Raw genomic sequence first — 19,969 nt, 5'->3', positions numbered from 1 at the left:
ATGACAGTAACTCTCAAAAGGGAGTAGCCGTCAATGGGTGTCCGCAGGGTTGTCGGCCCGTCACCGGGGTGAGGGAAAACACGGGGCGTCCCGGGAAAGGCGCGCTTAGGCTTGCGATATGCAGGTGATCCAGTCGACGAAGCTCGCCAATGTCTGTTACGAGATCCGGGGCCCGGTCCTGGAGGAGGCGACGCGGCTGGAGGCGGCAGGGCACCGGATCCTGAAACTCAACACCGGCAACCCCGCGGCGTTCGGCTTCGACTGCCCGCCGGAGATCCTCGAGGACATGCTCCGCAACGTGGGCACGGCCCACGGCTACGGCGACGCCAAGGGCCTGCTGTCGGCGCGCCGCGCGGTTATGCAGCACTACCAGACGCAGGGCATCGAGCTGTCCGTCGAGGACATCTACCTGGGCAACGGCGTCTCCGAGCTGATCCAGATGTCCATGCAGGCACTCCTGGACGACGGGGACGAGGTGCTGGTCCCCGCCCCGGACTACCCGCTGTGGACCGCGTCCGTCTCCCTGGCCGGCGGCACGGCCGTGCACTACCGCTGCGACGAGCAGTCCGACTGGATGCCCGACCTGGCCGACATCGAGCGCAAGGTCACCGACCGCACCAAGGCGCTCGTCATCATCAACCCCAACAACCCCACGGGCGCGGTCTACGACGAGGAAATGCTGCGAGGTCTGACCGACCTCGCGCGCCGCCACGGCCTGATCGTCTGCTCCGACGAGATCTACGACAAGATCCTCTACGACGGAGCGACCCACACCCCCACCACGGCGATCGCTCCCGACCTGCTCACCCTCACCTTCAACGGCCTCTCGAAGTCCTACCGCGTGGCCGGATACCGCAGCGGCTGGCTCGCGGTCTGCGGCCCCAAGGCGCACGCCGCCAGCTACATAGAGGGTCTGACCATCCTCGCCAACATGAGGCTGTGTGCGAACGTGCCGGCCCAGCACGCGGTCGCCGCCGCGCTGGGGGGACGGCAGTCGATCAAGGACCTGGTGCTGCCCGGCGGCCGGCTGCGCGCGCAGCGTGACGCCGCGTACGACCTGCTCACGCAGATCCCGGGAGTCACCTGTGTGCGGCCCAAGGGGGCCATCTACGCCTTCCCGCGGCTCGACCCGAAGGTCTACAAGATCAAGGACGACCGGCAGATGGTGATAGACCTGCTGCGCGCGGAGAAGATCATGATCGTCCATGGCACCGGGTTCAACTGGCCGGAGCCCGACCACTTCCGGATCGTGAACCTGCCCGGCGTGAGCGAGCTGACCGATGCCGTCACTCGCATCGGTCGCTTTCTGGACGGCTACAGCCAGCCCTGATCGTTCAGGGCCCTGAAGGATCAGTGAACGCGGGACAATTTTAGACGGAGTCTAAGTTAAGATGGGTCTCTGAACGCATTGCCAGGAGGCCCACCATGTACGAACCGATCCGCACCAAGTCGGTCCACACCTCGGCCGATGACGCCCTGCGGGGGCTGCCGCAGCGCACCCGCGAGGAAGAGCTGGACATCCGCCTCGCGGGGCACCTGACCGCGCTGCTCACGGTGACCGACGAGCTGCGCGTCCTCACGCCGGACGCCTCGTTGGAGGCCGCCGCGGTGGAGCTGGCCGCCCTGGTGACCCGCCTCTCCGGAGGCCGCGCGCCCCTGCGGGCCGAGCCCTCCGCGCTGCGGGCCGACGCCCCGCATGTCGCCTCGCTCCATGCGAGGGCTCGCATGCTCGCCGGCAACGCGCTGTCGGTGGCGACCTCGCGCGGAGACGAGGCCGCCACCGTTGTGACCACCGCCCGCCTTGAGGCGCACGGTTCCGCGGAGGCGGTGCCGGCGTAGTAGGGGCTCCGCCCCGCTGCGCTCGGGCGGTTCGCGCGCTTGTGGGCAATCGTTCCGCAGGGCTGGGGGTACCTCCCGGCCGGAGGCTGGGGGAGCAGGCTGCCCAAGCGCAGCGGGCCGGTCAGCCCAGGCGCTTGACCAGGGCGCGGTACTCGTCCCACAGGGCCGTGGGTGTGTGGTCACCGAAGGTGTTGAGGTGTTCGGGGACCAGCGCGGCCTCCTCGCGCCAGACGTCCTTGTCGACGGCGAGGATGAAGTCGAGGTCGGCGTCGGAGAGGCCGAGGCCCTCCGTGTAGAGGTCTTCCTTCTTCGGCAGGATGCCGATGGGCGTCTCGACGCCCTCCGTCTCGCCGTTGAGACGCTCGACGATCCACTTCAGGACGCGGCTGTTCTCGCCGAATCCGGGCCAGACGAACTTTCCGCTCTCGTCCTTCTTGAACCAGTTGACGTAGTAGATCTTCGGCAGCTTCGCCGCGTCGGCGCCCTCGCCGACCTCCAGCCAGTGGGCGAAGTAGTCGCCCATGTTGTAGCCGCAGAACGGCAGCATCGCGAACGGGTCGCGGCGCAGCTCGCCGACCTTGCCCTCGGCGGCGGCCGTCTTCTCGCTGGCGACGTTCGCGCCGAGGAAGACGCCGTGCTGCCAGTCGAAGGACTCGGTCACCAGCGGCACGGCCGTGGCGCGACGGCCGCCGAAGAGGATCGCGGAGATCGGGACGCCGCGCGGGTCCTCCCACTCGGGGGCGATGATCGGGCACTGCCCGGCGGGCACGGTGAAGCGCGCGTTGGGGTGGGCGGCGGGGACGTTCGACTCCGGCGTCCAGGCGTTGCCCTTCCAGTCGGTCAGCCGCTCAGGCTTCTCCTCGGTCATGCCCTCCCACCACACGTCGTTGTCCTCGGTGAGGGCGACGTTGGTGAAGACCGAGTTGCCCCACAGGGTCTTCATGGCGTTGGCGTTGGTGTCCTCGCCGGTGCCGGGCGCGACGCCGAAGAAGCCCGCCTCCGGGTTGATCGCGTAGAGGCGGCCGTCCTCGCCGAAGCGCATCCAGGCGATGTCGTCGCCGATGGTCTCGACCGTCCAGCCCGGCACGGTGGGCTGGAGCATGGCGAGGTTGGTCTTGCCGCAGGCCGACGGGAAGGCCGCCGCGACGTACTTGGACTCTCCGCGCGGCGGCGTCAGCTTCAAGATGAGCATGTGCTCGGCAAGCCAGCCCTCGTCGCGCGCCATCACGGAGGCGATGCGCAGCGCGTAGCACTTCTTGCCCAGCAGCGCGTTGCCGCCGTAGCCGGAGCCGTAGGACCAGATCTCACGGGTCTCGGGAAAGTGCGAGATGTACTTCGTCGGGTTGCACGGCCACGGCACGTCCTGCTCGCCTTCGGCCAGCGGGGCTCCCAGGGTGTGCACGGCCTTGACGAAGAAGCCGTCCTCGCCCAGCTCGTCCAGGACCGCCTGCCCCATCCGGGTCATGGTGCGCATCGACACGGCGACGTAGGCGGAGTCGGTGATCTCCACGCCGAGCGCGGAGAGGGGGGAGCCGAGGGGGCCCATGCAGAACGGGACGACGTACATCGTGCGTCCGCGCATCGAGCCGCGGAAGATGCCCTGCTCCCCGCTGAAGAGGGCGCGCATCTCCTCGGGGTCCTTCCAGTGGTTCGTCGGACCCGCGTCCTGCTCTTTCTCCGAGCAGATGAAGGTACGGTCCTCGACCCGCGCGACGTCGGACGGGTCGGATGCGGCGTAGTAGGAGTTGGGGCGCTTGACGGGGTCGAGCTTCTTGAACGTGCCCTTCGCCACCAGCTCCTCGCACAGGCGGTCGTACTCCGCCTCGGAGCCGTCACACCAGACGACCTGATCGGGTTCGGTGAGGGCGGCGATCCCGTCGACCCAGGAGCGCAGCTCCTGGTGACGGGTGGGGACGGCCGAGGTTGAGGTGGTGGGAGCCGCAGAACTGCGCGCCACGATCGCTCCAGACATTTTGAGGGTTTTGTCCGACTATCAGCGCGCCCCTTGGGGGCCGCGACCCGGATGCTTTCGTGGCGGTTTTTCTTCGTCGCTCATCCGGTGCCGCTTGTGCTCATCTGATCATGCGAGCCTAGAGGTTGCTTGTCCAGATGGGAATTGTGTGTCCGTCGACACGTGCCGTCATGCGAGAAGGAGGCCGCCCGTAACCTACGGTTGAGTAGGTAGTGGGTACGATGGCTTGATGAACGACTCCGCGTCCCCGTCCCCGGAGCCCGCCGCCACGACGCCCGTGTCGTCCCCCCCGGCAGCAGCCAACCGGCTGTCCGCGTCCGCCGTCTCGGCCGCACAGGTGATCAAGCCCAAGCTGCGCGGCTGGCTGCACGCCGGCATGTTCCCCGCTGTGCTGGTCTCCGGAATGTTCCTGACCGCCCTCGCCGGCAGTACCCGAGGGCGCGTCGCGTGCGCCGTCTACACGCTCACGGCCTGCCTGCTCTTCGGCATCAGCGCCCTCTACCACCGAGGCGACTGGAGCCCCCGGGTCAACGCCGTGCTGCGGCGCCTGGACCACGCCAACATCTTCCTGATCATCGCGGGCACGTACACGCCGCTGACGATCCTGCTGCTGCCCGACGGCAGAGGCGATCTGCTGCTGTGGGGGATCTGGGTGGCCGCAGCGCTCGGCATCGGCTTCCGCGTCCTGTGGGTCGGCGCCCCCCGCTGGCTGTATACGCCCTGCTACATCGCGATGGGCTGGGCCGCGGTCTTCTTCCTGCCCGACTTCATGCAGCGGGGCGGGATCGCGGTGCTCGTCTGTGTGATCGTCGGCGGCGTCCTCTACAGCGCCGGCGGGGTGGTGTACGGCATCAAGCGCCCCAACCCCTCACCGCGTTGGTTCGGCTTCCACGAGGTCTTCCACTCCCTGACGCTGGCCGCGTTCGTCGTCCACTACGTGGGCATCTCGATCGTGGCGTACCAGCACACCTGAGCGTTTTCCTCCCGGGGGCCTCGCGTTTCCGTCGTGACGGCCACCCTCTTCCCGCCGCGACGGTGGGGACTCCGACGCAACGTGAGCGGCGGTGCCGAACCTGCCGGAGGCTCCGGTCCATTCGACACCGCCGATCGGCGCCGTTGACGTCTCGCCTCCCTCGGCCTTCGGCCGGGAGGTGCCCCAGCGGCGGGAGAATGGGGAGCTCAGCTTCGTCGGAGGGCCCGTCCGGCGAGGACGTCCGTGCGGTGGCCGTCCTCGATGACCGGGCGGCCCGCGACCAGGACGTGCGGGATCCCGACGGGGAGGGTGCGGGGCTGCTCGAAGGTGGAGCCCGCCGCGACCGTTCCGGGGTCGAAGACGACCAGGTCGGCGACGTACCCCTCGCGCACCAGGCCCCGGTCGGGCAGCCGCAGACGCGCCGCCGGGCGGCCGGTCAGATGTGCGACGCACTCCTCCAGCGAGAGAACACCCAATTCGCGCACATAGCGGCCCAGGTACTGCGGAAAGGTGCCGTACGCGCGCGGATGCGGCTTCGCGCCCTGGAGGATGCCGTCGCTGCCGCCGGTGTGCACCCGGTGCCGCATGATCGTCCGGACGTTCTCCTCGTGGCCCACGTGCTGGAGGATCGTCGAGCCCAGCCGGTCCTCGGTCAGCAGCCGGTGAGCCGTCGTCCATGGGGCCTCGTCGCGCACCGCGGCGGACTCGGCGACCGTACGGCCCACATACGCGGTCAGCTCGGGGTCGCTCACGCCCGAGATCTCGATCGAGTCCCACTCGATCGGTACCCCGTGGCAGCCGTCCGCGCCCTCCACCTCCATGACGTGCCGGATGCGCGCGGTGGCCGCCGGGTCGGCCAGCCGGGCCAGCGTCGCCTCGGGGCCGCCCTCGTTCGCCCAGCTCGGCAGCATCGCGGCGAGCGTGGTGCAGCCCGGGGTGTAGGGATACGTGTCGAGCGTGATGTCCGCGCCCTCGGCGAGCGCCCCGTCCAGCAGCGCGAGCAGCTCGTGGCCCCGGCCCTTGTTGACGCCGAAGTTCATGGTGGCGTGCGCGAGGTGCAGCGCGCAGCCTGCCTCGTGGGTGAGCGCGACCATCTCCTCGTACGCCTCCAGCGCTCCCGCGCCGTAGGAGCGGTGATGGGGGCAGTAGTAGCCGCCGTAGGAGGCCACCACGCGGCACAGCTCGGTCAGTTCCGCGTCCGAGGCGTACATGCCCGGTGTGTACGTCAGCCCCGAGGACATGCCGAACGCGCCCTGCTCCATGCCCTCGGCGACCAGGCGCTTCATGGTGGCCAGCTCGTCGGGGGTGGCGGGACGGTCGTCCCAGCCCACCGCCAGCATGCGCACGCTGCCCTGCGGGACGAGGTACGCGGCGTTGACGGCGGTGCCCTGGCGGTCGATGCGGTCCAGGTAGCCGCCGACGGTGCGCCAGTCGAAGTCGATGTCGCTGCCGTCACCGTTCCAACCGGTGATGGCTTCGCGTAGCGCGGCGAGGGTGGTGTCGTCGACCGGCGCGTAGGACAGGCCGTCCTGTCCCAGGACTTCGAGCGTCACGCCTTGTGCGGCCTTCGCCGAGTGGTCGGGATCGCGGAGGATCGCCAGGTCGGAGTGGGCGTGCATGTCGATGAAGCCTGGCGCCAGCGCTTGGCCGTCCGCGTCGATGGTGTGGCCGCCGCTCGGGCGGGGCTCGCCCTCGCGGGCGATGGTGGCGATGCGGCCGTCTTGGACGGCGACGTCCGCCCGGTAGACGGGGGCGCCCGTACCGTCGATGACGCGGGCGTCACGGATGACCAGGTCCATGCGGATTCCGATGCCTCTCTGGTTGCGGCGCGGGGGTCAGAAAAACGTGTGGATCACGTCGACCACCGTGCCGTCCGCCTCGACCAACGGGATGGCTTTCCATTTGTCGAAGATGGTGCAGGGGTGGGACAGGGCGAGCCCGATCCAGTCGCCGACGTCGAGGGTGACGCCCTCGTCCACGTGGAGCCAGGCATGCTGGTCGCTCAGCGAGGCGACGGTGATGCCCTGCGCGGAGCGCGTCGATCCGTCGAGGCCCCGCACCACACGCGGGACCGGCAGTTCGAGGTCGTACGCGGCATCCCGCTTGCCCGCGTTCGCGAACGCCTGTCCGGGCTCGGGGCGGGAGATGACCTGGGTCCACAGGGTGAAGGCGGCCTGGAGGCCGCCTTCTTCGGGGCGGCGGTTGAAGGGCGTCACCTCGCGGTAGTGGCCGTCGTCGTGCGAGACGTACGCGCCGGAACGCAGCAGCTTCAACGTCGGCGCCGAGAGGGCGGGGATACCCGCGAAAGCGTCGGCGACGGCGTCGAACCACGCGCTGCCGCCCGCGCTCACCATGATCTCGTCGAGTCCGGCGAAGCGCCCCGCCTTGTCGAAGGTGACGGCCAGCGCGGTCAGCCGCTCCAGCCAGGCCCCGACGTTCTCCAGGGTGGGGCCGGGCACCTCGCCCTCGTAACCGGCGACGCCCACCAGGCGCAGGGTGCCGGTGGCGGCCACCGCGTCCGCGAGGGCGGCGCACTCGGCCTCCGTGCGGGCGCCGGTGCGCGCGCCCTCACCCGCGCCCAGCTCCACCACCACGTCGAGCGGGCGCCGCGCGCCCGCCGCGCGCAGGGCCTCGTCCATGAGCGAGACGCCGCGCAGTGAGTCGACATAACAGACAAAGCGGAAGTCCGGGTCTCTGTCCAGCTCGCCGGCGAGCCAGCGCAGGGCTGCCGCGTCCACCAGCTCGTTGGCGAGGAGGATCCGCTGGACGCCGAAGGCGCGGGCCACACGCACCTGGTGGGGGACCGCGAGTGTGACGCCCCATGCCCCGCCCGCCAGCTGGCGGGCGATGAGCTGGGGGGCCATGTGCGTCTTGCTGTGCGGAGCGAAGGTCAGGCCGTGCCGTGCCGCGTAGCCGGCGAGGGTCGCCAGGTTGTGCTCCAGGCGCTCGGCGGAGAGGGCGAGCACCGGGGAGGTGAAGCCGCCGGTGAACAGGGAGCGCCGCTCGGCAGCCAGCCCGCCGAGGGTGGTGCCGGACACGGCGGCGTCCGGCGGCAGCCCCTTGAAGCGGTGGTCGGCTGGCTCGTCGGCAAGGCGGGCGACGGCGTCGTCGAGGGCGGCCATGCGGGCTCCGTAGAAGATTATGTTGCAGATCTTGCAACGACCATTGCGTATGACGCTTACCGCTGTCTAGCATCCCGCCGAACGGCCGGTCAATGGAATCAGCGCGGCACCGGCAGCCCCCTCGGCCCCAAGGAGCGGTACGGATCGTGACCCCCACCCCTGACATCGACGTCGTCTGCCTGGGCGAGTCCATGGTCACGTTCCTGCCCTCCCGGCCCGGGCCGCTCGCCGACGTGCCCTCCTTCGACCGCTCGATCGGCGGGGCCGAGTCCAACGTCGCCTGCGCCCTGGCCCGCGCCGGATACCGGGCCCGCTGGGTCAGCAGGGTCGGCACCGACGGCTTCGGCGATCACCTGGTGCGGACGATCGCCGGGCACGGCGTCGACACGGCCGCCGTCGAGCGCGACCCCGTGCGCCCCACCGGCATCTACTTCCGGACGGACGCCGAGCGGCCCACCGAGGACGGGCGGTCCGTTGAGGACGGGCGGCCCACCGAGGGCGGGCGGTCTGTCGGGGACGGGCGGCCCGTCGACGCCGAGTCGGCCGGGCCCCCGCTCTCCGAGGTGCTCTACTACCGCGCCGGGTCGGCCGCCTCCGCGATGTCGCCCACCAACGTCGCGCTGGACGTGCTCGGTTCGGGCCAGGTGCTGCACCTGACCGGGATCACCGCCGCGCTCTCCGCCGACTGCCTCGCCCTGATGCGCGCCCTGACCGGGGCGCGCGGCGGCGGCAACCCTGGGCCGCTGGTCTCCTTCGACGTCAACTACCGCGTCGGCCTGTGGCGCGAGGGGCACGGGCCCGGCCCCGGCGTCCTGCTCGAACTCGCCCGCCACAGCGACCTCGTCTTCGTGGGCGAGGACGAGGCCGCGGCGGCCTGGGGGATCGGCGGAGGGCCCGAAGCCGTCCGCGCGGCGCTGCCCGAGCCCGCCGTGCTCGTCGTCAAGCAAGGCAGCGCCGGGGCCACCGCGTTCGTCGGGGACGCGCCCGCAGTCTTCGCGCCCGCGCTGCGCGTGGACGTCGTCTCGCCCGTCGGCGCGGGCGACGCCTTCGCGGCCGGGTTCCTCGCCGGGACGCTGCGTCAACTGCCCGTGGTGGAGCGGCTGCGGCACGGCCATGTGATGGCCGCCGCCGCGCTGACCGCAGCCGGTGACCTCGCGCCGCCGCCCGGCCAGGAGCGGGCCGACCGGCTCGTGGCCCTGGACGCCCAGGCGTGGGGGAGACTCCGGCTGGCCCCGGGCTGGACCGTGCGGGGGCCCGACGAAGAGCAGCCGGCGGAAGAAGAGCCGGCGGAAGAAGAGCCGGCGGAAGAGGAGCCGGAGGTGCGTTCCGCATGAGTCAGACCGTGGACCGGGCGCTGAGCATTCTGCCCCTGCTCGCCGAGGGGCCCGCCAACCTGGAGCAGGTCGCCACCCGGCTGGAGGTGCACAAGTCGACCGCGCTGCGGCTGCTGCGCACCCTGCACGAGCACGGCATCGTCTACCGCCAGCCCGACCAGCGCTACCGGCTGGGAGCGCGGCTGTTCGCGCTCGCCCAGGAGGCCATGGAGAACCTCGACGTACGGGAGATCGCCCACCCGCACCTCGCGGAACTGAACGCCGCCTGCGGGCACACCGTCCACCTCGCCGTCTACGAGGAGGACGAGGTGCGCTACATCGACAAGGTCGAGAGCCGCTACCCGGTGCGGATGTACTCCCGCATCGGCAAACCCGTGGCGATCACCGTCGCCGCCGTGTCCAAGCTGCTGCTCGCCGATCTGCCCGAGCCGGAGCGGCGCGCGGTCGCCGAACGGCTCGACTATCCCCTGTACACAGCCCGTTCCACCCCGAGCGCCGGCGCCTTTCTCACCGAGTTGGCGAAGGTGCGCGAACAGGGCTGGGCCACCGACCTCGGTGGCCACGAGGAGTCCATCAACTGCGTCGCGGCGCCCATCAGGGGCGCCGAGGGGCGGGTGGTGGCGGCGATGTCGGTCTCGGCGCCCAGCGTCGTCGTCTCCGCCGAGGAACTCCTCACCCTTCTGCCCCGCGTACGCCGCACGGCCGAGGCCATCAGCGCGGAGTACGTGGGCAGGTCCCCCGACCGTCAACGAGCCAAGAGAGCCGCACCATGAGCGACAAGCTTCCCAAGACCGCACTCACCCCGGACACGCACACCACGCCGCCCGCGAAGTTCTCGCACGGCGTGCGGAAGGGGAACATCCTCCAGGTCGCCGGGCAGGTCGGCTTCGGCCCGGCCGCCGAGGGCCAGGCGCCCACGCCGGTGGGCCCCGGCCTGCGCGAGCAGACCCTCCAGACCTTCGCCAACGTGGAGGCCATCCTCAAGGAGGGGGGCGCCACTTGGGAGGACGCGGTGATGGTGCGGGTGTATCTGACGGACACCGCGCACTTCGCCGAGTTCAACGAGATCTACAACGAGTACTTCGCCTCCCTTCAGGAGGCCCCGGCCGCGCGTACGACGGTGTACGTCGGCCTTCCCGCCGGTCTGCTGGTCGAGATCGACACCCTCGCCGTCCTCGGCTGAGGGTCATCCCCCCATCCGGGCGTTCTGGGACCAGGCACGGAAACAATGGAGTTCCCCATGCTGCTTGCCGCAGACACCCCGCCCCATACGGGCGGCCTGCTCGCGCTCATACCCGGGACCGGGGGTCTGCTGACCGTCGCGGCCCTCGGGATCGTCCTGCTGCTCGTACTGATCATCAAGGTCCGCATCCAGCCGTTCGTGGCGCTGCTCACGGTGTCCATAGCCGTCGGCCTGGGTGCGGGCCTTTCCGTGACCGAACTGTTCGGCACCGTCCAGAAGTCCGACGCCGTCTCGATGATCGAGGCGGGGATGGGCGGGATCCTCGGGCACGTCGCGATCATCATCGGCCTGGGCACCATGCTGGGCGCGATCCTGGAGGTCAGCGGCGGTGCCGAGGCGCTCTCGGCCCGGCTGCTGGGGCTGTTCGGGGAGAAGCGCGCCCCGCTCGCGATGGGCCTGACCGGCCTGATCTTCGGTATCCCCGTCTTCTTCGACGTCGGCATCTTCGTGCTGGCGCCGATCATCTACGCCGCCGCCAAGCGCAGCGGCAAGTCGGTGCTGCTGTACTGCATGCCGATGCTGGCGGGGCTGTCCATGACCCACGCGTTCCTGCCGCCGCACCCGGGCCCCGTGGCCGCCGCCGGGCTGCTCAACGTGGACCTGGGCTGGGTCATCCTGATGGGCGTCATCTGCGGAATCCCCGCCGTGCTGGCGGCCTGGGCGTACGCGGCCTGGATCGGCAACCGCGTGTTCGTCCCCGTGCCGCAGGACATGCTGGAGGCCGCTGAGGAGGCGAAGGCGGCCGTCGCCGAGGAGCAGCGTGCCAACGGCGCGCGTGCCGACGGCGCGCGTGCCGACGGCGCGCGTGCCGACGAGAAGCCGGTCGCCGTCGGCACGGTGCTGGCCATCACCGGCACCCCGCTGGTGCTGATCCTGGCCGCGACGTTCTCCTCCATCGCGCTGGACCCCTCGACGGGCCGCTCGGTCATCGAGTTCATCGGCCACCCCTTCGTGGCGCTGACCGTCGCGCTGCTGCTGTCCTACTACCTGCTGGGGCTGCGCCGGGGCTGGAGCCGCAAGTCGCTGGAGACGGTCTCCACCGCCTCGCTCAAGCCCGTCGGCAACATCATTCTGGTCGTCGGCGCCGGCGGCGTCTTCGGCGCCGTCCTTCAGGGGTCGGGCGTCGCGAAGGCGCTCGCCGACGTGTTCGGGGACGCGGGGCTGCCGGTGATCGTGCTGGCCTATCTGATCTCCCTGGTGCTGCGCGTGGCACAGGGCTCGGCGACGGTCGCCATCGTCACCACGGCGGGGATCGTCGCGCCGCTGCTGGCCGAGAGCGACCCCTCGCAGGCGCATCTCGCGCTGGTCATCATGGCGATCTCGGCGGGGTCGATCTTCGCCTCGCATGTGAACGACGGCGGCTTCTGGATGGTCTCGAAGTACTTCGGCATCTCCGAGCGGGACACCCTCAAGTCCTGGACGGTGCTGGAGTCCGTGCTCTCGGTCGCCGGTTTCGCGGTCGCCGCACTCGTGAGCGTCTTCGTCTAGGGCGGCGGGGCGCGGGCGCGGGTCCGCTCGTTCCGGGGGCGCGGGCGTGGGTCCGCGTCCGTCCCCGCCCCCGTCCCGCCTGCCCCGTCCCCCTCGCGCCCCCGGAATCGCTCATATCGCTTCCGGGGGCGCTCTTGTGGGTGAACCTCAACTGGCCCAAGAATGCACGGCGTCAGACCGAATCGACCTTCGGTACCAAGAGAGGAACCCCCACAATGAAAAGACCTCTCGTCGGCTCGCTCGCCGCGGCGTTCTTCGGAGCCGCCGCTCTCGCGGGCATAGCCGCGTCCCCCGCCGCAGCCACCCCAGTGACGTCCACCCCAGTGACGTCCACCCCAGCGACGTCCACCCCAGCGACGTCCACGCCAGCGACGGACGCCGCCTCTTCGAGCGCGTCGGCCGCGAAGAAGGCGCCAGCGGCGGCGCCCAGCTTCGAGGGGACCGTCGCGCTGAGCAATTGCTCCGGCTCGGTGGTCAAGATGCCCGAGTCCCAGCCCGGTGACCCCGCGCTGGTCCTGTCCAACGGGCACTGTCTCGAAGAGGGCATGCCCGAGCCCGGCCAGGTGATCACGGACAAGGCCTCCAGCCGCAGCTTCACGCTGCTGAAGGCCGACGGCAGTGACGCGGGCACCGTCAAGGCCACGAAGATCGCCTACGCCACCATGACCGACACCGACGTCTCGCTCTACGAGGTGGGCTCCACCTACCAGGAGATCGAGTCCGAGTTCGGCATCAAGGCACTCGACCTCGACGCTGCCCACCCCACGCAGGGCAACGACATCACCGTGGTCTCCGGTTACTGGAAGGAGACCTACGGCTGCGCCATCGACGGCTTCGCGTACCGGCTCAAGGAAGCGGGCTGGACGATGAAGGACTCGATCCGCTACACCGCCGACTGCAAGACCAAGGGCGGAACTTCGGGCTCCCCGGTGATCGACAACGCCTCGGGCAAGGTCGTCGGCGTGAACAACACCCGGAACGAGGACGGTGCGGAGTGCACGCTCAACAACCCCTGCGAGGTGGATGAGAGCGGCAAGACCACCGTTCACGACCAGATCGCCTACGGCCAGCAGACCTACATCATCGCGCCGTGCGTGGGAGCGGGAAACCAGATCGACCTCAGCCGTGAGGGCTGCACGCTACCCAAGCCGTAGCGCCCGCAGGGGCGTTGAGGCGGCGCTGTGGAGATGCAGCGCACGGCGCGTCCGTACCGCTGTATCCCTACTTCAGAAGGGTCGTTCATGAGAAAGCCCCTAGCCAGCACGCTCGCGGCGGTGCTCTTCGGCGCCGCCGCGCTGGCCGGTATAGCCGCGGCACCCGCCGCAGCCGCCTCGACGTCCGCAGCCGCCTCGACGTCCGCCTCGGACCCGGCCTCGGCGCAGAAGGAGCCCACCTTCGAGGGCACCGTCGCGCTCAGCAATTGCTCGGGCTCCGTCGTCAAGCTGAAGAACTCCAAGCCCGGCGACCCGGCGCTGGTCCTGTCCAACGGGCACTGCCTGCAAGAGGGCATGCCGGGCGCGGGTGAGGTCGTCGTCGACAAGAAGACGAGCCGCGACTTCACGCTCCTGAACGCGGACGGCAGCGACGCCGGGAAGATCCACTCCGACAAGATCGCCTACGCGACGATGACGGACACGGACATCTCGGTGTACGAGTCCACCTCCACGTACAAGGAGATCAAGAAGAAGTACGGCATCGACGCGCTGGAGCTGGATGCCAAGCACCCGCGCCAGGGCCGCGACATCACCGTCGTCTCCGGCTACTGGAAGGAGACCTTCGGCTGCGCGGTCGACGGCTTCGCCTACCGGCTGAAGGAGGGCGACTGGACCTGGAAGGATTCCATCCGCTACACGATGGACTGCCAGACCAAGGGCGGCACCTCCGGCTCCCCGGTGATCGACAACAAGACCAACAAGGTCGTCGGGGTGAACAACACCCACAACGAGGACGGGGAGATGTGCACCCTGAACAACCCGTGTGAGGTGAACGAGAAGGGCCACGTGGTGGTCCGCTACCTCAACGCCTACGGCCAGCAGACATACTTGATCAACTCCTGCTTCGGCCGCGGCAACCAGCTCGACCTGGACGCACGCCACTGCGTGCTGCCGGAGCCGAAGGCGTAACGGGACCGCTCGCCCCGCCCGCGACGACGTGGGCGCACTCGCCGTAGCGGGTGGCCGCGGCGCCGGACCCTCTCCGGCCGGCCGGTCACCCGCTACGGCGCCGTCGTCCCGCCGTCGTCCGCGCCCTCGTCGGGTACCCAGCGCAGCACGTCGCCGGGCTGGCAGTCGAGGGTGCGGCAGATCGCGTCGAGCGTCGTGAACCGCACCGCCTTCGCACGGCCGTTCTTCAGCACGGCGATGTTGGCGGGGGTGATGCCGACGGCGGCGGCGAACTCGCCGACGGACATGTTGTGCTTGGCGAGCTGGACATCGAGGTCGACGATGATCGCCATCACACCACCTCGGCCATCTCGGTCTGCAAGTCCGTCGCCTTGCGCAGGAGGCTTCGCATGATGACGACGAGCAACGCGAAGTATGTCCCCGCACCGGCGCACGCGGTCGCGGTGAACAAGGCGCCGATGACCTCCATGCCGTCGCCGGGGGAGGGGATGGTGGCCAGGGCCAGATGCGCCATGACCCCTGTCGCCAACAGCGTCGCCACGATCGAGGCCCCGATGATGACGTCGACCCACCGGAAGGCACGCGGCGTGAAGATCGCGTCGCGTTCGACCATGCTGAGCAGCATCCACGTGGCGACGAGCGCGACCTGGACGCAGGCGACGCCGACGATCGCCACCGTCACGTAGGGCGCCTCGAACGGCTCGTAAGGAGGGAAGGTGTCGACCTCGTTGGCGGCCGTGTTCGGTATGACGAGGATCTGGCCGAAGAGACCGGCCAGGAATGCCGCGGCGATACCGGCGCGCAGCGCTGTGATGAAGAGACGGTGCATGCATCGATTATCGATTGGTATCGATCGAAAATCAATAGGTGTCGTCTGGTTCGGCGCCTCAACGCGACGCCCCCGGGTAGCCGTTGCCGGACCCGGGGGCGTCGTGTGTGTGCGGGGTGGGGGGTGGGGGGCTCCGCACGGTTCGGGGTCGCGCGTGGGGGCTACAGACCGTGGACGTGGGGGCCGACGGTGCTCGACCACTTGTCGCTGTCCGTGGCGTCCCAGTTGGTGGACCAGGTCATGGCGCCGCGGATGCCGGGCCACTTCTGGTCGGGGGTGAAGCTGCCGCAGCGCTCTCCCTTCGCGAGGCAGTCCAGCGCGTCGTTGACCACGCCGGGCTCGACGTAGCCCGAGCCGGCGGCCCGCGAGGATGCCGGGGTGCCGATGCCGACCTGGGACGGATCGAGGCCGCCCTTGATCTGGACGCAGGCCAGCGACGTCAGGAAGTCGACGGTGCCGGCCGAGTAGGTCTTGCCGTCACAGCCGTTCATGGACCCGCTGTTGTAGTACTGCATGTTGACGACGGTCAGGAAGCTCTTGATGTTGAGCGCCGTCTTGAAGTACTCGTTCTGCGGCGACTGCATGTCGATGGTCTGCGGGGCCATCGTCACCACGACGTCGCTCTTGGCGGCGTGGATGGATTCCAGGGCCTTGGTCATGTATGTGGAGTTGAGGCCGTTCTCCAGGTCGATGTCGACGCCGTCGAAGCCGTACTTGTCCATGAGGCCGGTGATGCTCTTGGCGAAGGCGTCGGCGGAGGCGTCGTCGCTCACGGAGACGGCACCCTTCTCGCCGCCGACGGAGATGACGACCGACTTGCCCTCGGCGTGCTTGGCGGCGATGTCCGCCTTGAACTGATCCTCGGAGTAGTTGAGCGCCGGGTCGAGCTTGAAGTCGACCTGGCCCGGCGAGGTGGTGGCGTCCGCGAAGGCGACCGCGACGATGTCGTAGTCCTTCTGCACGTCCGCGAGGGTCTGGACTTTCGCGCCGTTGTTGAAGTTCTGCCAGTAGCCGGTGACCGCGTGGGCGGGGACCTTGGAGGCGCCGACGCGGGGCCCCGCTTCCGGTGACGCGCTCGCGCCGGCGTTCGCCTGCGCCGCGCCGAAGGCGAACAGCCCGGCGGCGGCCAGTGCCGAGGCCGTGAGGCCGACCAGCGCGCGGGTTCGGAACCGGCGGGGGATCAGGGATCTGTTACGGGCCACAACTGCCTCCGGTGTGGGGGGACATGGGGGGAGGTGGTGCGTGTGTGGCGTACAACCTGGTCCAGACCAATGAGGTTGTCAATACCTGGCGGTAGCGTCCGGGCGTGCGTACCCCCTTGTGCTGATCGTCCGCAGACGGTTACATGCGCCCACGACCAGCACGTACGCCATCCCTGCGCACGGTGGAGGCAGCCCGGTATGTCAGCGGAGGACACCACCCCCAGCACCACAGGCGGCGCGCGGCCCCCGGTGCGCAAGCCCAGTTGGAAGATGATCGGCCCCGGCATGGTCGTCGCCGCCACCGGCGTCGGCGCCGGCGATCTCGTCGCCACGCTCATCGCCGGCAGCAAGTTCGGCTACACCCTGATGTGGGCCGCCGTCATCGGCTGCGTCGTCAAGATCGCGCTCGCCGAGGCCACCGGCCGCTGGCACCTGGCCACCGGCCGCACCATCTTCGACGGCTGGCGCAGCCTCGGCCCCTGGACCACGGTCTACTTCGCCGTCTACGTCGTCATCTGGGGCTTCATCTACGGGGCCACCGCCATGTCCTCCAGCGCGCTGCCGCTCCAGGCGCTCTTCCCCGACGTGATGCCGCTCAAGGCGTGGGCGATCATCACCGGGCTGATCGGGCTGGCCTTCGTATGGGGCAACCGCTACGCCATCGTCGAGAAGATCATGATGGTCTTCGTCGGCGTGATGTTCGTGGTCGTCGTCTACGTCGCGATCCGCGTCTCGCCCGACCTCCCGGCCGCCTTCGCGGGGCTGCTCCCCGTCCTGCCCTCCGGCTCCATGGTCTTCACGCTGGGGCTGATCGGCGGCGTCGGCGGCACCATCACCATGGCCGCCTACGGCTACTGGATCAACGCCAAGGGCTGGACCGACAGCGGCTGGATGAAGATGATGCGGCTCGACAACCGCGTCGCCTACATCACCACCGGCGTCTTCGTCGTCGCGATGCTGATCGTGGGCGCCGAACTGCTCCACGCCTCGCACATCGCCCTCGCCACCGGCGACAAAGGGCTCCTGGACCTGAACGACATCCTGGAGCGGCGCTTCGGCACCTTCACCTCGGTCCTGTTCCTGATCGGCTTCTTCGCCGCCTCCTTCTCCTCCCTGGTGGGGGTCTGGCACGGCGTGAGCCTGATGTTCGCGGACTTCGTCGAACGGCTGAAGGCGGCCCGCGGGCTGGCGGCCGAGGCGGGCGTGGCCCCGGTCGCCCGGGGTGAACAGGAGCGCTCCTGGCCCTTCCGCGGCTACCTGCTGTGGCTGACGTTCCCCCCGATGACGCTGCTCTGGCTCGACCAGCCCTTCGGCCTCGTCATCGCCTACGGCGTCCTGGGCGCCTTCTTCATGCCCTTCCTCGCCGCCACCCTCATGTGGCTCCTCAACACCGGCCGCACACCACAGGAATGGCGCAGCGGCTGGCTCAGCAACACCCTGCTCGCCGCGTCCTGCGTGCTCTTCGTGGTCCTGTGCGTCCAGCAGCTGAGGGAGCTGCCCTGGTGAGGAGCGGCCCGGCGGGACCCGTCCGGTCGCCCCGGGGCCTTCACCGGACGCCGGGCCCTGGCTCGCGGGCGGCCTGACGGCCGTCCCGCTCCAGCCGCCGGTCCAGGACTTCCAGCCGCCGGTCCAGGGATTCCAGGCCGGTGCGCGGACCGTAGGAAGACCGCGCCGGCCACGCCGTGAGCACATCCCCCGGTCCCCGGATCGGATGAACGGCTGTGCCCTCCTCGAAAGGGCGCCGGGGCGATGGGGGGTTGGTGTGGTGCGGGGGGCGGGTAGTGCTCCCGCTGGAAGCGCGGGGTTCCCGGAACGGGCTGCTACTGGCCGGTGTCCCGTGGATAGTGTGTTATGTCGGCAGGCGTACGACGAGATCGGCAAGCGAGGGCACTCGGCGCGGAGTTGGGCGGATCCGGCCGAAGCCACCGTGGCAGAGGACCCGGGGGAGGCGGATGTGTCGACGGCGTTAGCGGTCACCAGGGGTGATCACATGCTCGCTCCGCCTGACCGGCACACCCCGCGCGCCCACGTCTTCAGCTCGCCCGACGAGCAGCCGCTGGAGGCCGCGCTCGCCGAGACCCAGACCCTGCTGGAGCAGCACGGCTACCTCATCGCCCTGTATCCGGCCACCCTCCCCACCCGCTACCTGCACCGGCTGCACACGATCAGATCCCTGCTGGAGAGCCGGCGCATCGCGCTGCTGCCGGTCGCGCTGCCGCCGCTGGCCACCGGCGTTCTCGTACGGCAGCTGCGGCAGCTCTCGCTCTGTGACTTCACGCCCGGCGTGCTCGGCGCGGCGGCCCGGCTGCTGACGCACTACCTGTACGCGGGAGCGGTCCTCGGCTCGGTCGCGCGGCTCGACCGGGTGCCGGTCACCCTGACCGCGCACGCCAAGTCGTGGATGCCCGGCGCCCAGTTCGCCGTTCTGGCCGCGCCGACGCCCGAGCTGGTCCGGCTGGGCGGAGAGGGGGAAAGCGCCCTGACGGGGCCGCAGTTCGCCACGGAGCTGACCGTCGCGCGCGGCCAGCTCGCCTCGGACTGGGTCACACGCACGCTGGCCCCCCACTGGCGATCCGGTGAGGTGCGCGAGGCGTATCTGCCGGGGGATTCGGCCGAGTGGTGGGGCACGGGAAAGCTGACGGAGTTCGTGGCCGCCATCCCCGACGTCTCGGTGCTCTACCAGCTCGTCGCCTCCGTGCGGCGGGACGAGTGCCACTGGTGCGGGCTCGAACTCATCGGAGACCGCTGCGCGTTCTGCGCGGCCCCCGCTCTGCCCCAGGGGCAGGAGGGGGGCCGCGCCCCGGCGCGGGAGCAGCGCCGGGCCCCCTCCTCCGGCCGGCCCGGAGAGCCCGCCCAGCCCCGGGAGTCCGGCCGGCCCCGGGATGCCGTCCACCCCCAGGAGGCCGCCCACCCCCAGGAGGCCGCCCACCCCCAGGAGGCCGCCCACCCCCAGGAGGCCCCCCGGCCCCAGGGCGCCGTCCCGCCCCGGCCCGCCGCACCGCCCCAGAGCGCCGTCACCGAGCCCGCCGCGCCGACCGCCACCCACACGGACGACGCTCCCGTCGTCGCCGATCCCCGAGGTATCCGTCGATGAACTCACGCCAGCGCCGCGGCGTCATATTGCTGGTCCTCTCGATCCTGTGCGCCCTCGCCGCGTTCGCCGGAGTGCTCGCCGTGATCAGGAACGTGGAGTCCAAGGTGGGCGACGAGACGACGGCCTACGAGCTGAAGGAGGACGTGCCCGCCTACCGGAAGCTGGAGGAGGCGCAGTTCACCAAGGTGTCCATGCCCGAGCGCTGGCTGCCGGAGACCGCCGTCACCGACCTGTCGGGCATCCGCGGCCACATCGCCGTCAACCCGCTCAAGAAGGGCTCGCTCCTCCAGTCCGACATGATGGCCAAGCGGCCCCGGCTGAAGGCGGGCGAGCAGGAGATCGCCATCATGATCGACGCGGAGACCGGCGTCGCCGGCAAGATCAACCCAGGTGACCGGGTCAACATCTACGCCACCTTCGAGGGCGAACAGCGCTCCGACGCCAAGAGCGGCAACAGCACCGGCAACGGCAAGACGCCCTCCGAGTCCCGCGTCATCGTCAGCCAGGCCAAGGTCATCGACGTCGGCAAGCTCACCCCGCTCAAGGACGACGGCAGCCGGGACGAGCGGACCCGTCAGCGCGAGCGGGACGGCGTGCCGATCACCTTCGCGCTCAGCACCGCCGACGCGCAGCGCGTCGCCTACGCCGAGTCGTTCGCCGAGCATGTGCGCCTCGCCCTCGTGGCGCCCGGCGACGACGCCGAGGTCCCCGAGGAGGACCGCACCTACACGCTCCCCGGAGACAAGTGAG

19 protein-coding genes are annotated in these 19,969 nt (G+C 70.2%); 12 read left to right on the top strand and 7 right to left on the bottom strand.

What is annotated here, in order from left to right; all coding sequences use genetic code 11:
• Positions 1-118 precede the first annotated feature (118 nt).
• Positions 119-1,330, top strand: a complete 1,212-nt coding sequence (locus OHB04_RS15585) for a pyridoxal phosphate-dependent aminotransferase (RefSeq protein WP_326688296.1) — start codon at positions 119-121, stop codon at positions 1,328-1,330.
• Between the two features lie 95 nt (positions 1,331-1,425).
• Positions 1,426-1,839 carry an SCO4983 family protein gene (locus OHB04_RS15580; protein ID WP_326807643.1) on the top strand — a complete coding sequence of 138 codons (414 nt, stop codon included), beginning with the start codon at positions 1,426-1,428 and terminating at the stop codon, positions 1,837-1,839.
• A 121-nt stretch (positions 1,840-1,960) separates the two neighbouring features.
• Here the strand turns inward: OHB04_RS15580 and OHB04_RS15575 are convergent, their stop codons facing one another.
• Positions 1,961-3,796 carry a phosphoenolpyruvate carboxykinase (GTP) gene (locus tag OHB04_RS15575; RefSeq protein ID WP_326807642.1) on the bottom strand — a complete coding sequence of 612 codons (1,836 nt, stop codon included), beginning with the start codon at positions 3,794-3,796 and terminating at the stop codon, positions 1,961-1,963.
• Positions 3,797-4,040: 244 nt separating this feature from the next.
• Here OHB04_RS15575 and trhA point away from each other — a divergent pair, with 244 nt between their 5' ends.
• On the top strand, positions 4,041-4,784 hold the full coding sequence (trhA, locus tag OHB04_RS15570) for a PAQR family membrane homeostasis protein TrhA (RefSeq protein WP_326688293.1): 744 nt from the start codon (positions 4,041-4,043) through the stop codon (positions 4,782-4,784).
• Between the two features lie 206 nt (positions 4,785-4,990).
• Here trhA and OHB04_RS15565 read toward each other — a convergent pair whose 3' ends face one another.
• Positions 4,991-6,583 carry an N-acyl-D-amino-acid deacylase family protein gene (locus OHB04_RS15565; RefSeq protein WP_326807641.1) on the bottom strand — a complete coding sequence of 531 codons (1,593 nt, stop codon included), beginning with the start codon at positions 6,581-6,583 and terminating at the stop codon, positions 4,991-4,993.
• Between the two features lie 36 nt (positions 6,584-6,619).
• Positions 6,620-7,906 (bottom strand): alanine racemase, encoded by a 1,287-nt coding sequence (locus OHB04_RS15560; protein ID WP_326807640.1) that lies wholly within the window; start codon positions 7,904-7,906, stop codon positions 6,620-6,622.
• A 191-nt stretch (positions 7,907-8,097) separates the two neighbouring features.
• Between OHB04_RS15560 and OHB04_RS15555 the strand changes: the two genes are divergently transcribed.
• The 6 genes from OHB04_RS15555 to OHB04_RS15530 all read left to right on the top strand — a co-directional run bounded on the left by OHB04_RS15555 (position 8,098) and on the right by OHB04_RS15530 (position 14,094).
• Complete coding sequence (locus OHB04_RS15555; protein WP_442815092.1) at positions 8,098-9,240, top strand: sugar kinase; 1,143 nt, start codon at positions 8,098-8,100, stop codon at positions 9,238-9,240.
• The gene (locus OHB04_RS15550) at positions 9,237-10,013 is read left to right on the top strand and encodes an IclR family transcriptional regulator (RefSeq protein WP_326688289.1); all 777 of its coding nucleotides are present in this window, start codon (positions 9,237-9,239) and stop codon (positions 10,011-10,013) included. The genes OHB04_RS15555 and OHB04_RS15550 overlap by 4 nt, the downstream gene beginning before the upstream one ends.
• A complete protein-coding gene (locus tag OHB04_RS15545) occupies positions 10,010-10,423 on the top strand; it encodes a RidA family protein (RefSeq protein ID WP_326688288.1) in 414 nt (137 codons plus the stop codon). Before OHB04_RS15550 ends, OHB04_RS15545 begins: the two co-directional genes overlap by 4 nt.
• 57 nt (positions 10,424-10,480) lie before the next feature.
• Positions 10,481-11,971 carry a GntP family permease gene (locus tag OHB04_RS15540; RefSeq protein WP_326807638.1) on the top strand — a complete coding sequence of 497 codons (1,491 nt, stop codon included), beginning with the start codon at positions 10,481-10,483 and terminating at the stop codon, positions 11,969-11,971.
• 215 nt (positions 11,972-12,186) lie between these two features.
• On the top strand, positions 12,187-13,125 hold the full coding sequence (locus OHB04_RS15535; RefSeq protein ID WP_326807637.1) for a S1 family peptidase: 939 nt from the start codon (positions 12,187-12,189) through the stop codon (positions 13,123-13,125).
• Positions 13,126-13,212: 87 nt separating this feature from the next.
• Complete coding sequence (locus OHB04_RS15530) at positions 13,213-14,094, top strand: S1 family peptidase (RefSeq protein ID WP_326688285.1); 882 nt, start codon at positions 13,213-13,215, stop codon at positions 14,092-14,094.
• 92 nt (positions 14,095-14,186) lie between these two features.
• Here OHB04_RS15530 and OHB04_RS15525 read toward each other — a convergent pair whose 3' ends face one another.
• From OHB04_RS15525 to OHB04_RS15515, 3 genes are all read right to left on the bottom strand, one after another.
• The gene (locus tag OHB04_RS15525; RefSeq protein WP_326688284.1) at positions 14,187-14,426 is read right to left on the bottom strand and encodes a helix-turn-helix domain-containing protein; all 240 of its coding nucleotides are present in this window, start codon (positions 14,424-14,426) and stop codon (positions 14,187-14,189) included.
• Positions 14,426-14,923, bottom strand: a complete 498-nt coding sequence (locus OHB04_RS15520) for a DUF2975 domain-containing protein (RefSeq protein ID WP_326807636.1) — start codon at positions 14,921-14,923, stop codon at positions 14,426-14,428. The genes OHB04_RS15525 and OHB04_RS15520 overlap by 1 nt, the downstream gene beginning before the upstream one ends.
• A gap of 161 nt (positions 14,924-15,084) precedes the next feature.
• Positions 15,085-16,125: a chitinase gene (locus OHB04_RS15515; protein WP_326688282.1), complete on the bottom strand. Its 1,041-nt coding sequence runs from the start codon at positions 16,123-16,125 to the stop codon at positions 15,085-15,087.
• Between the two features lie 198 nt (positions 16,126-16,323).
• Here OHB04_RS15515 and OHB04_RS15510 point away from each other — a divergent pair, with 198 nt between their 5' ends.
• Complete coding sequence (locus OHB04_RS15510) at positions 16,324-17,631, top strand: Nramp family divalent metal transporter (protein WP_326688281.1); 1,308 nt, start codon at positions 16,324-16,326, stop codon at positions 17,629-17,631.
• 40 nt (positions 17,632-17,671) lie between these two features.
• Here OHB04_RS15510 and OHB04_RS15505 read toward each other — a convergent pair whose 3' ends face one another.
• Positions 17,672-17,815: a hypothetical protein gene (locus OHB04_RS15505; protein WP_326688280.1), complete on the bottom strand. Its 144-nt coding sequence runs from the start codon at positions 17,813-17,815 to the stop codon at positions 17,672-17,674.
• Between the two features lie 300 nt (positions 17,816-18,115).
• Here OHB04_RS15505 and OHB04_RS15500 point away from each other — a divergent pair, with 300 nt between their 5' ends.
• Together OHB04_RS15500 and cpaB are read left to right on the top strand one after the other, a co-directional pair.
• Positions 18,116-19,219, top strand: coding sequence for a hypothetical protein (locus OHB04_RS15500; protein ID WP_326807635.1), 1,104 nt, complete (start codon positions 18,116-18,118; stop codon positions 19,217-19,219).
• Positions 19,216-19,968, top strand: a complete 753-nt coding sequence (gene cpaB, locus OHB04_RS15495; RefSeq protein ID WP_326807634.1) for a Flp pilus assembly protein CpaB — start codon at positions 19,216-19,218, stop codon at positions 19,966-19,968. The genes OHB04_RS15500 and cpaB overlap by 4 nt, the downstream gene beginning before the upstream one ends.
• Position 19,969: the final 1 nt, after the last annotated feature.

This window comes from Streptomyces sp. NBC_01775, assembly GCF_035917675.1.
GTDB lineage: Bacteria > Actinomycetota > Actinomycetes > Streptomycetales > Streptomycetaceae > Streptomyces.
The sequence above is the reverse complement of the archived record's forward strand: the minus strand, read 5'-3'. Positions and strand labels throughout refer to the sequence as shown.

Bases quoted from the DNA above. Each gene is read 5' to 3' on its own strand.
- OHB04_RS15585 (WP_326688296.1), top strand. From the start codon at position 119: ATGCAGGTGATCCAGTCGACGAAGCTCGCCAATGTCTGTTACGAGATC.
- OHB04_RS15580 (WP_326807643.1), top strand. From the start codon at position 1,426: ATGTACGAACCGATCCGCACCAAGTCGGTCCACACCTCGGCCGATGAC.
- trhA (WP_326688293.1), top strand. From the start codon at position 4,041: ATGAACGACTCCGCGTCCCCGTCCCCGGAGCCCGCCGCCACGACGCCC.
- OHB04_RS15565 (WP_326807641.1), bottom strand. From the start codon at position 6,583: ATGGACCTGGTCATCCGTGACGCCCGCGTCATCGACGGTACGGGCGCC.
- OHB04_RS15560 (WP_326807640.1), bottom strand. From the start codon at position 7,906: ATGGCCGCCCTCGACGACGCCGTCGCCCGCCTTGCCGACGAGCCAGCC.
- OHB04_RS15555 (WP_442815092.1), top strand. From the start codon at position 8,098: ATGGTCACGTTCCTGCCCTCCCGGCCCGGGCCGCTCGCCGACGTGCCC.
- OHB04_RS15550 (WP_326688289.1), top strand. From the start codon at position 9,237: ATGAGTCAGACCGTGGACCGGGCGCTGAGCATTCTGCCCCTGCTCGCC.
- OHB04_RS15545 (WP_326688288.1), top strand. From the start codon at position 10,010: ATGAGCGACAAGCTTCCCAAGACCGCACTCACCCCGGACACGCACACC.
- OHB04_RS15540 (WP_326807638.1), top strand. From the start codon at position 10,481: ATGCTGCTTGCCGCAGACACCCCGCCCCATACGGGCGGCCTGCTCGCG.
- OHB04_RS15535 (WP_326807637.1), top strand. From the start codon at position 12,187: ATGAAAAGACCTCTCGTCGGCTCGCTCGCCGCGGCGTTCTTCGGAGCC.
- OHB04_RS15530 (WP_326688285.1), top strand. From the start codon at position 13,213: ATGAGAAAGCCCCTAGCCAGCACGCTCGCGGCGGTGCTCTTCGGCGCC.
- OHB04_RS15525 (WP_326688284.1), bottom strand. From the start codon at position 14,426: ATGGCGATCATCGTCGACCTCGATGTCCAGCTCGCCAAGCACAACATG.
- OHB04_RS15520 (WP_326807636.1), bottom strand. From the start codon at position 14,923: ATGCACCGTCTCTTCATCACAGCGCTGCGCGCCGGTATCGCCGCGGCA.
- OHB04_RS15510 (WP_326688281.1), top strand. From the start codon at position 16,324: ATGTCAGCGGAGGACACCACCCCCAGCACCACAGGCGGCGCGCGGCCC.
- OHB04_RS15500 (WP_326807635.1), top strand. From the start codon at position 18,116: ATGCTCGCTCCGCCTGACCGGCACACCCCGCGCGCCCACGTCTTCAGC.
- cpaB (WP_326807634.1), top strand. From the start codon at position 19,216: ATGAACTCACGCCAGCGCCGCGGCGTCATATTGCTGGTCCTCTCGATC.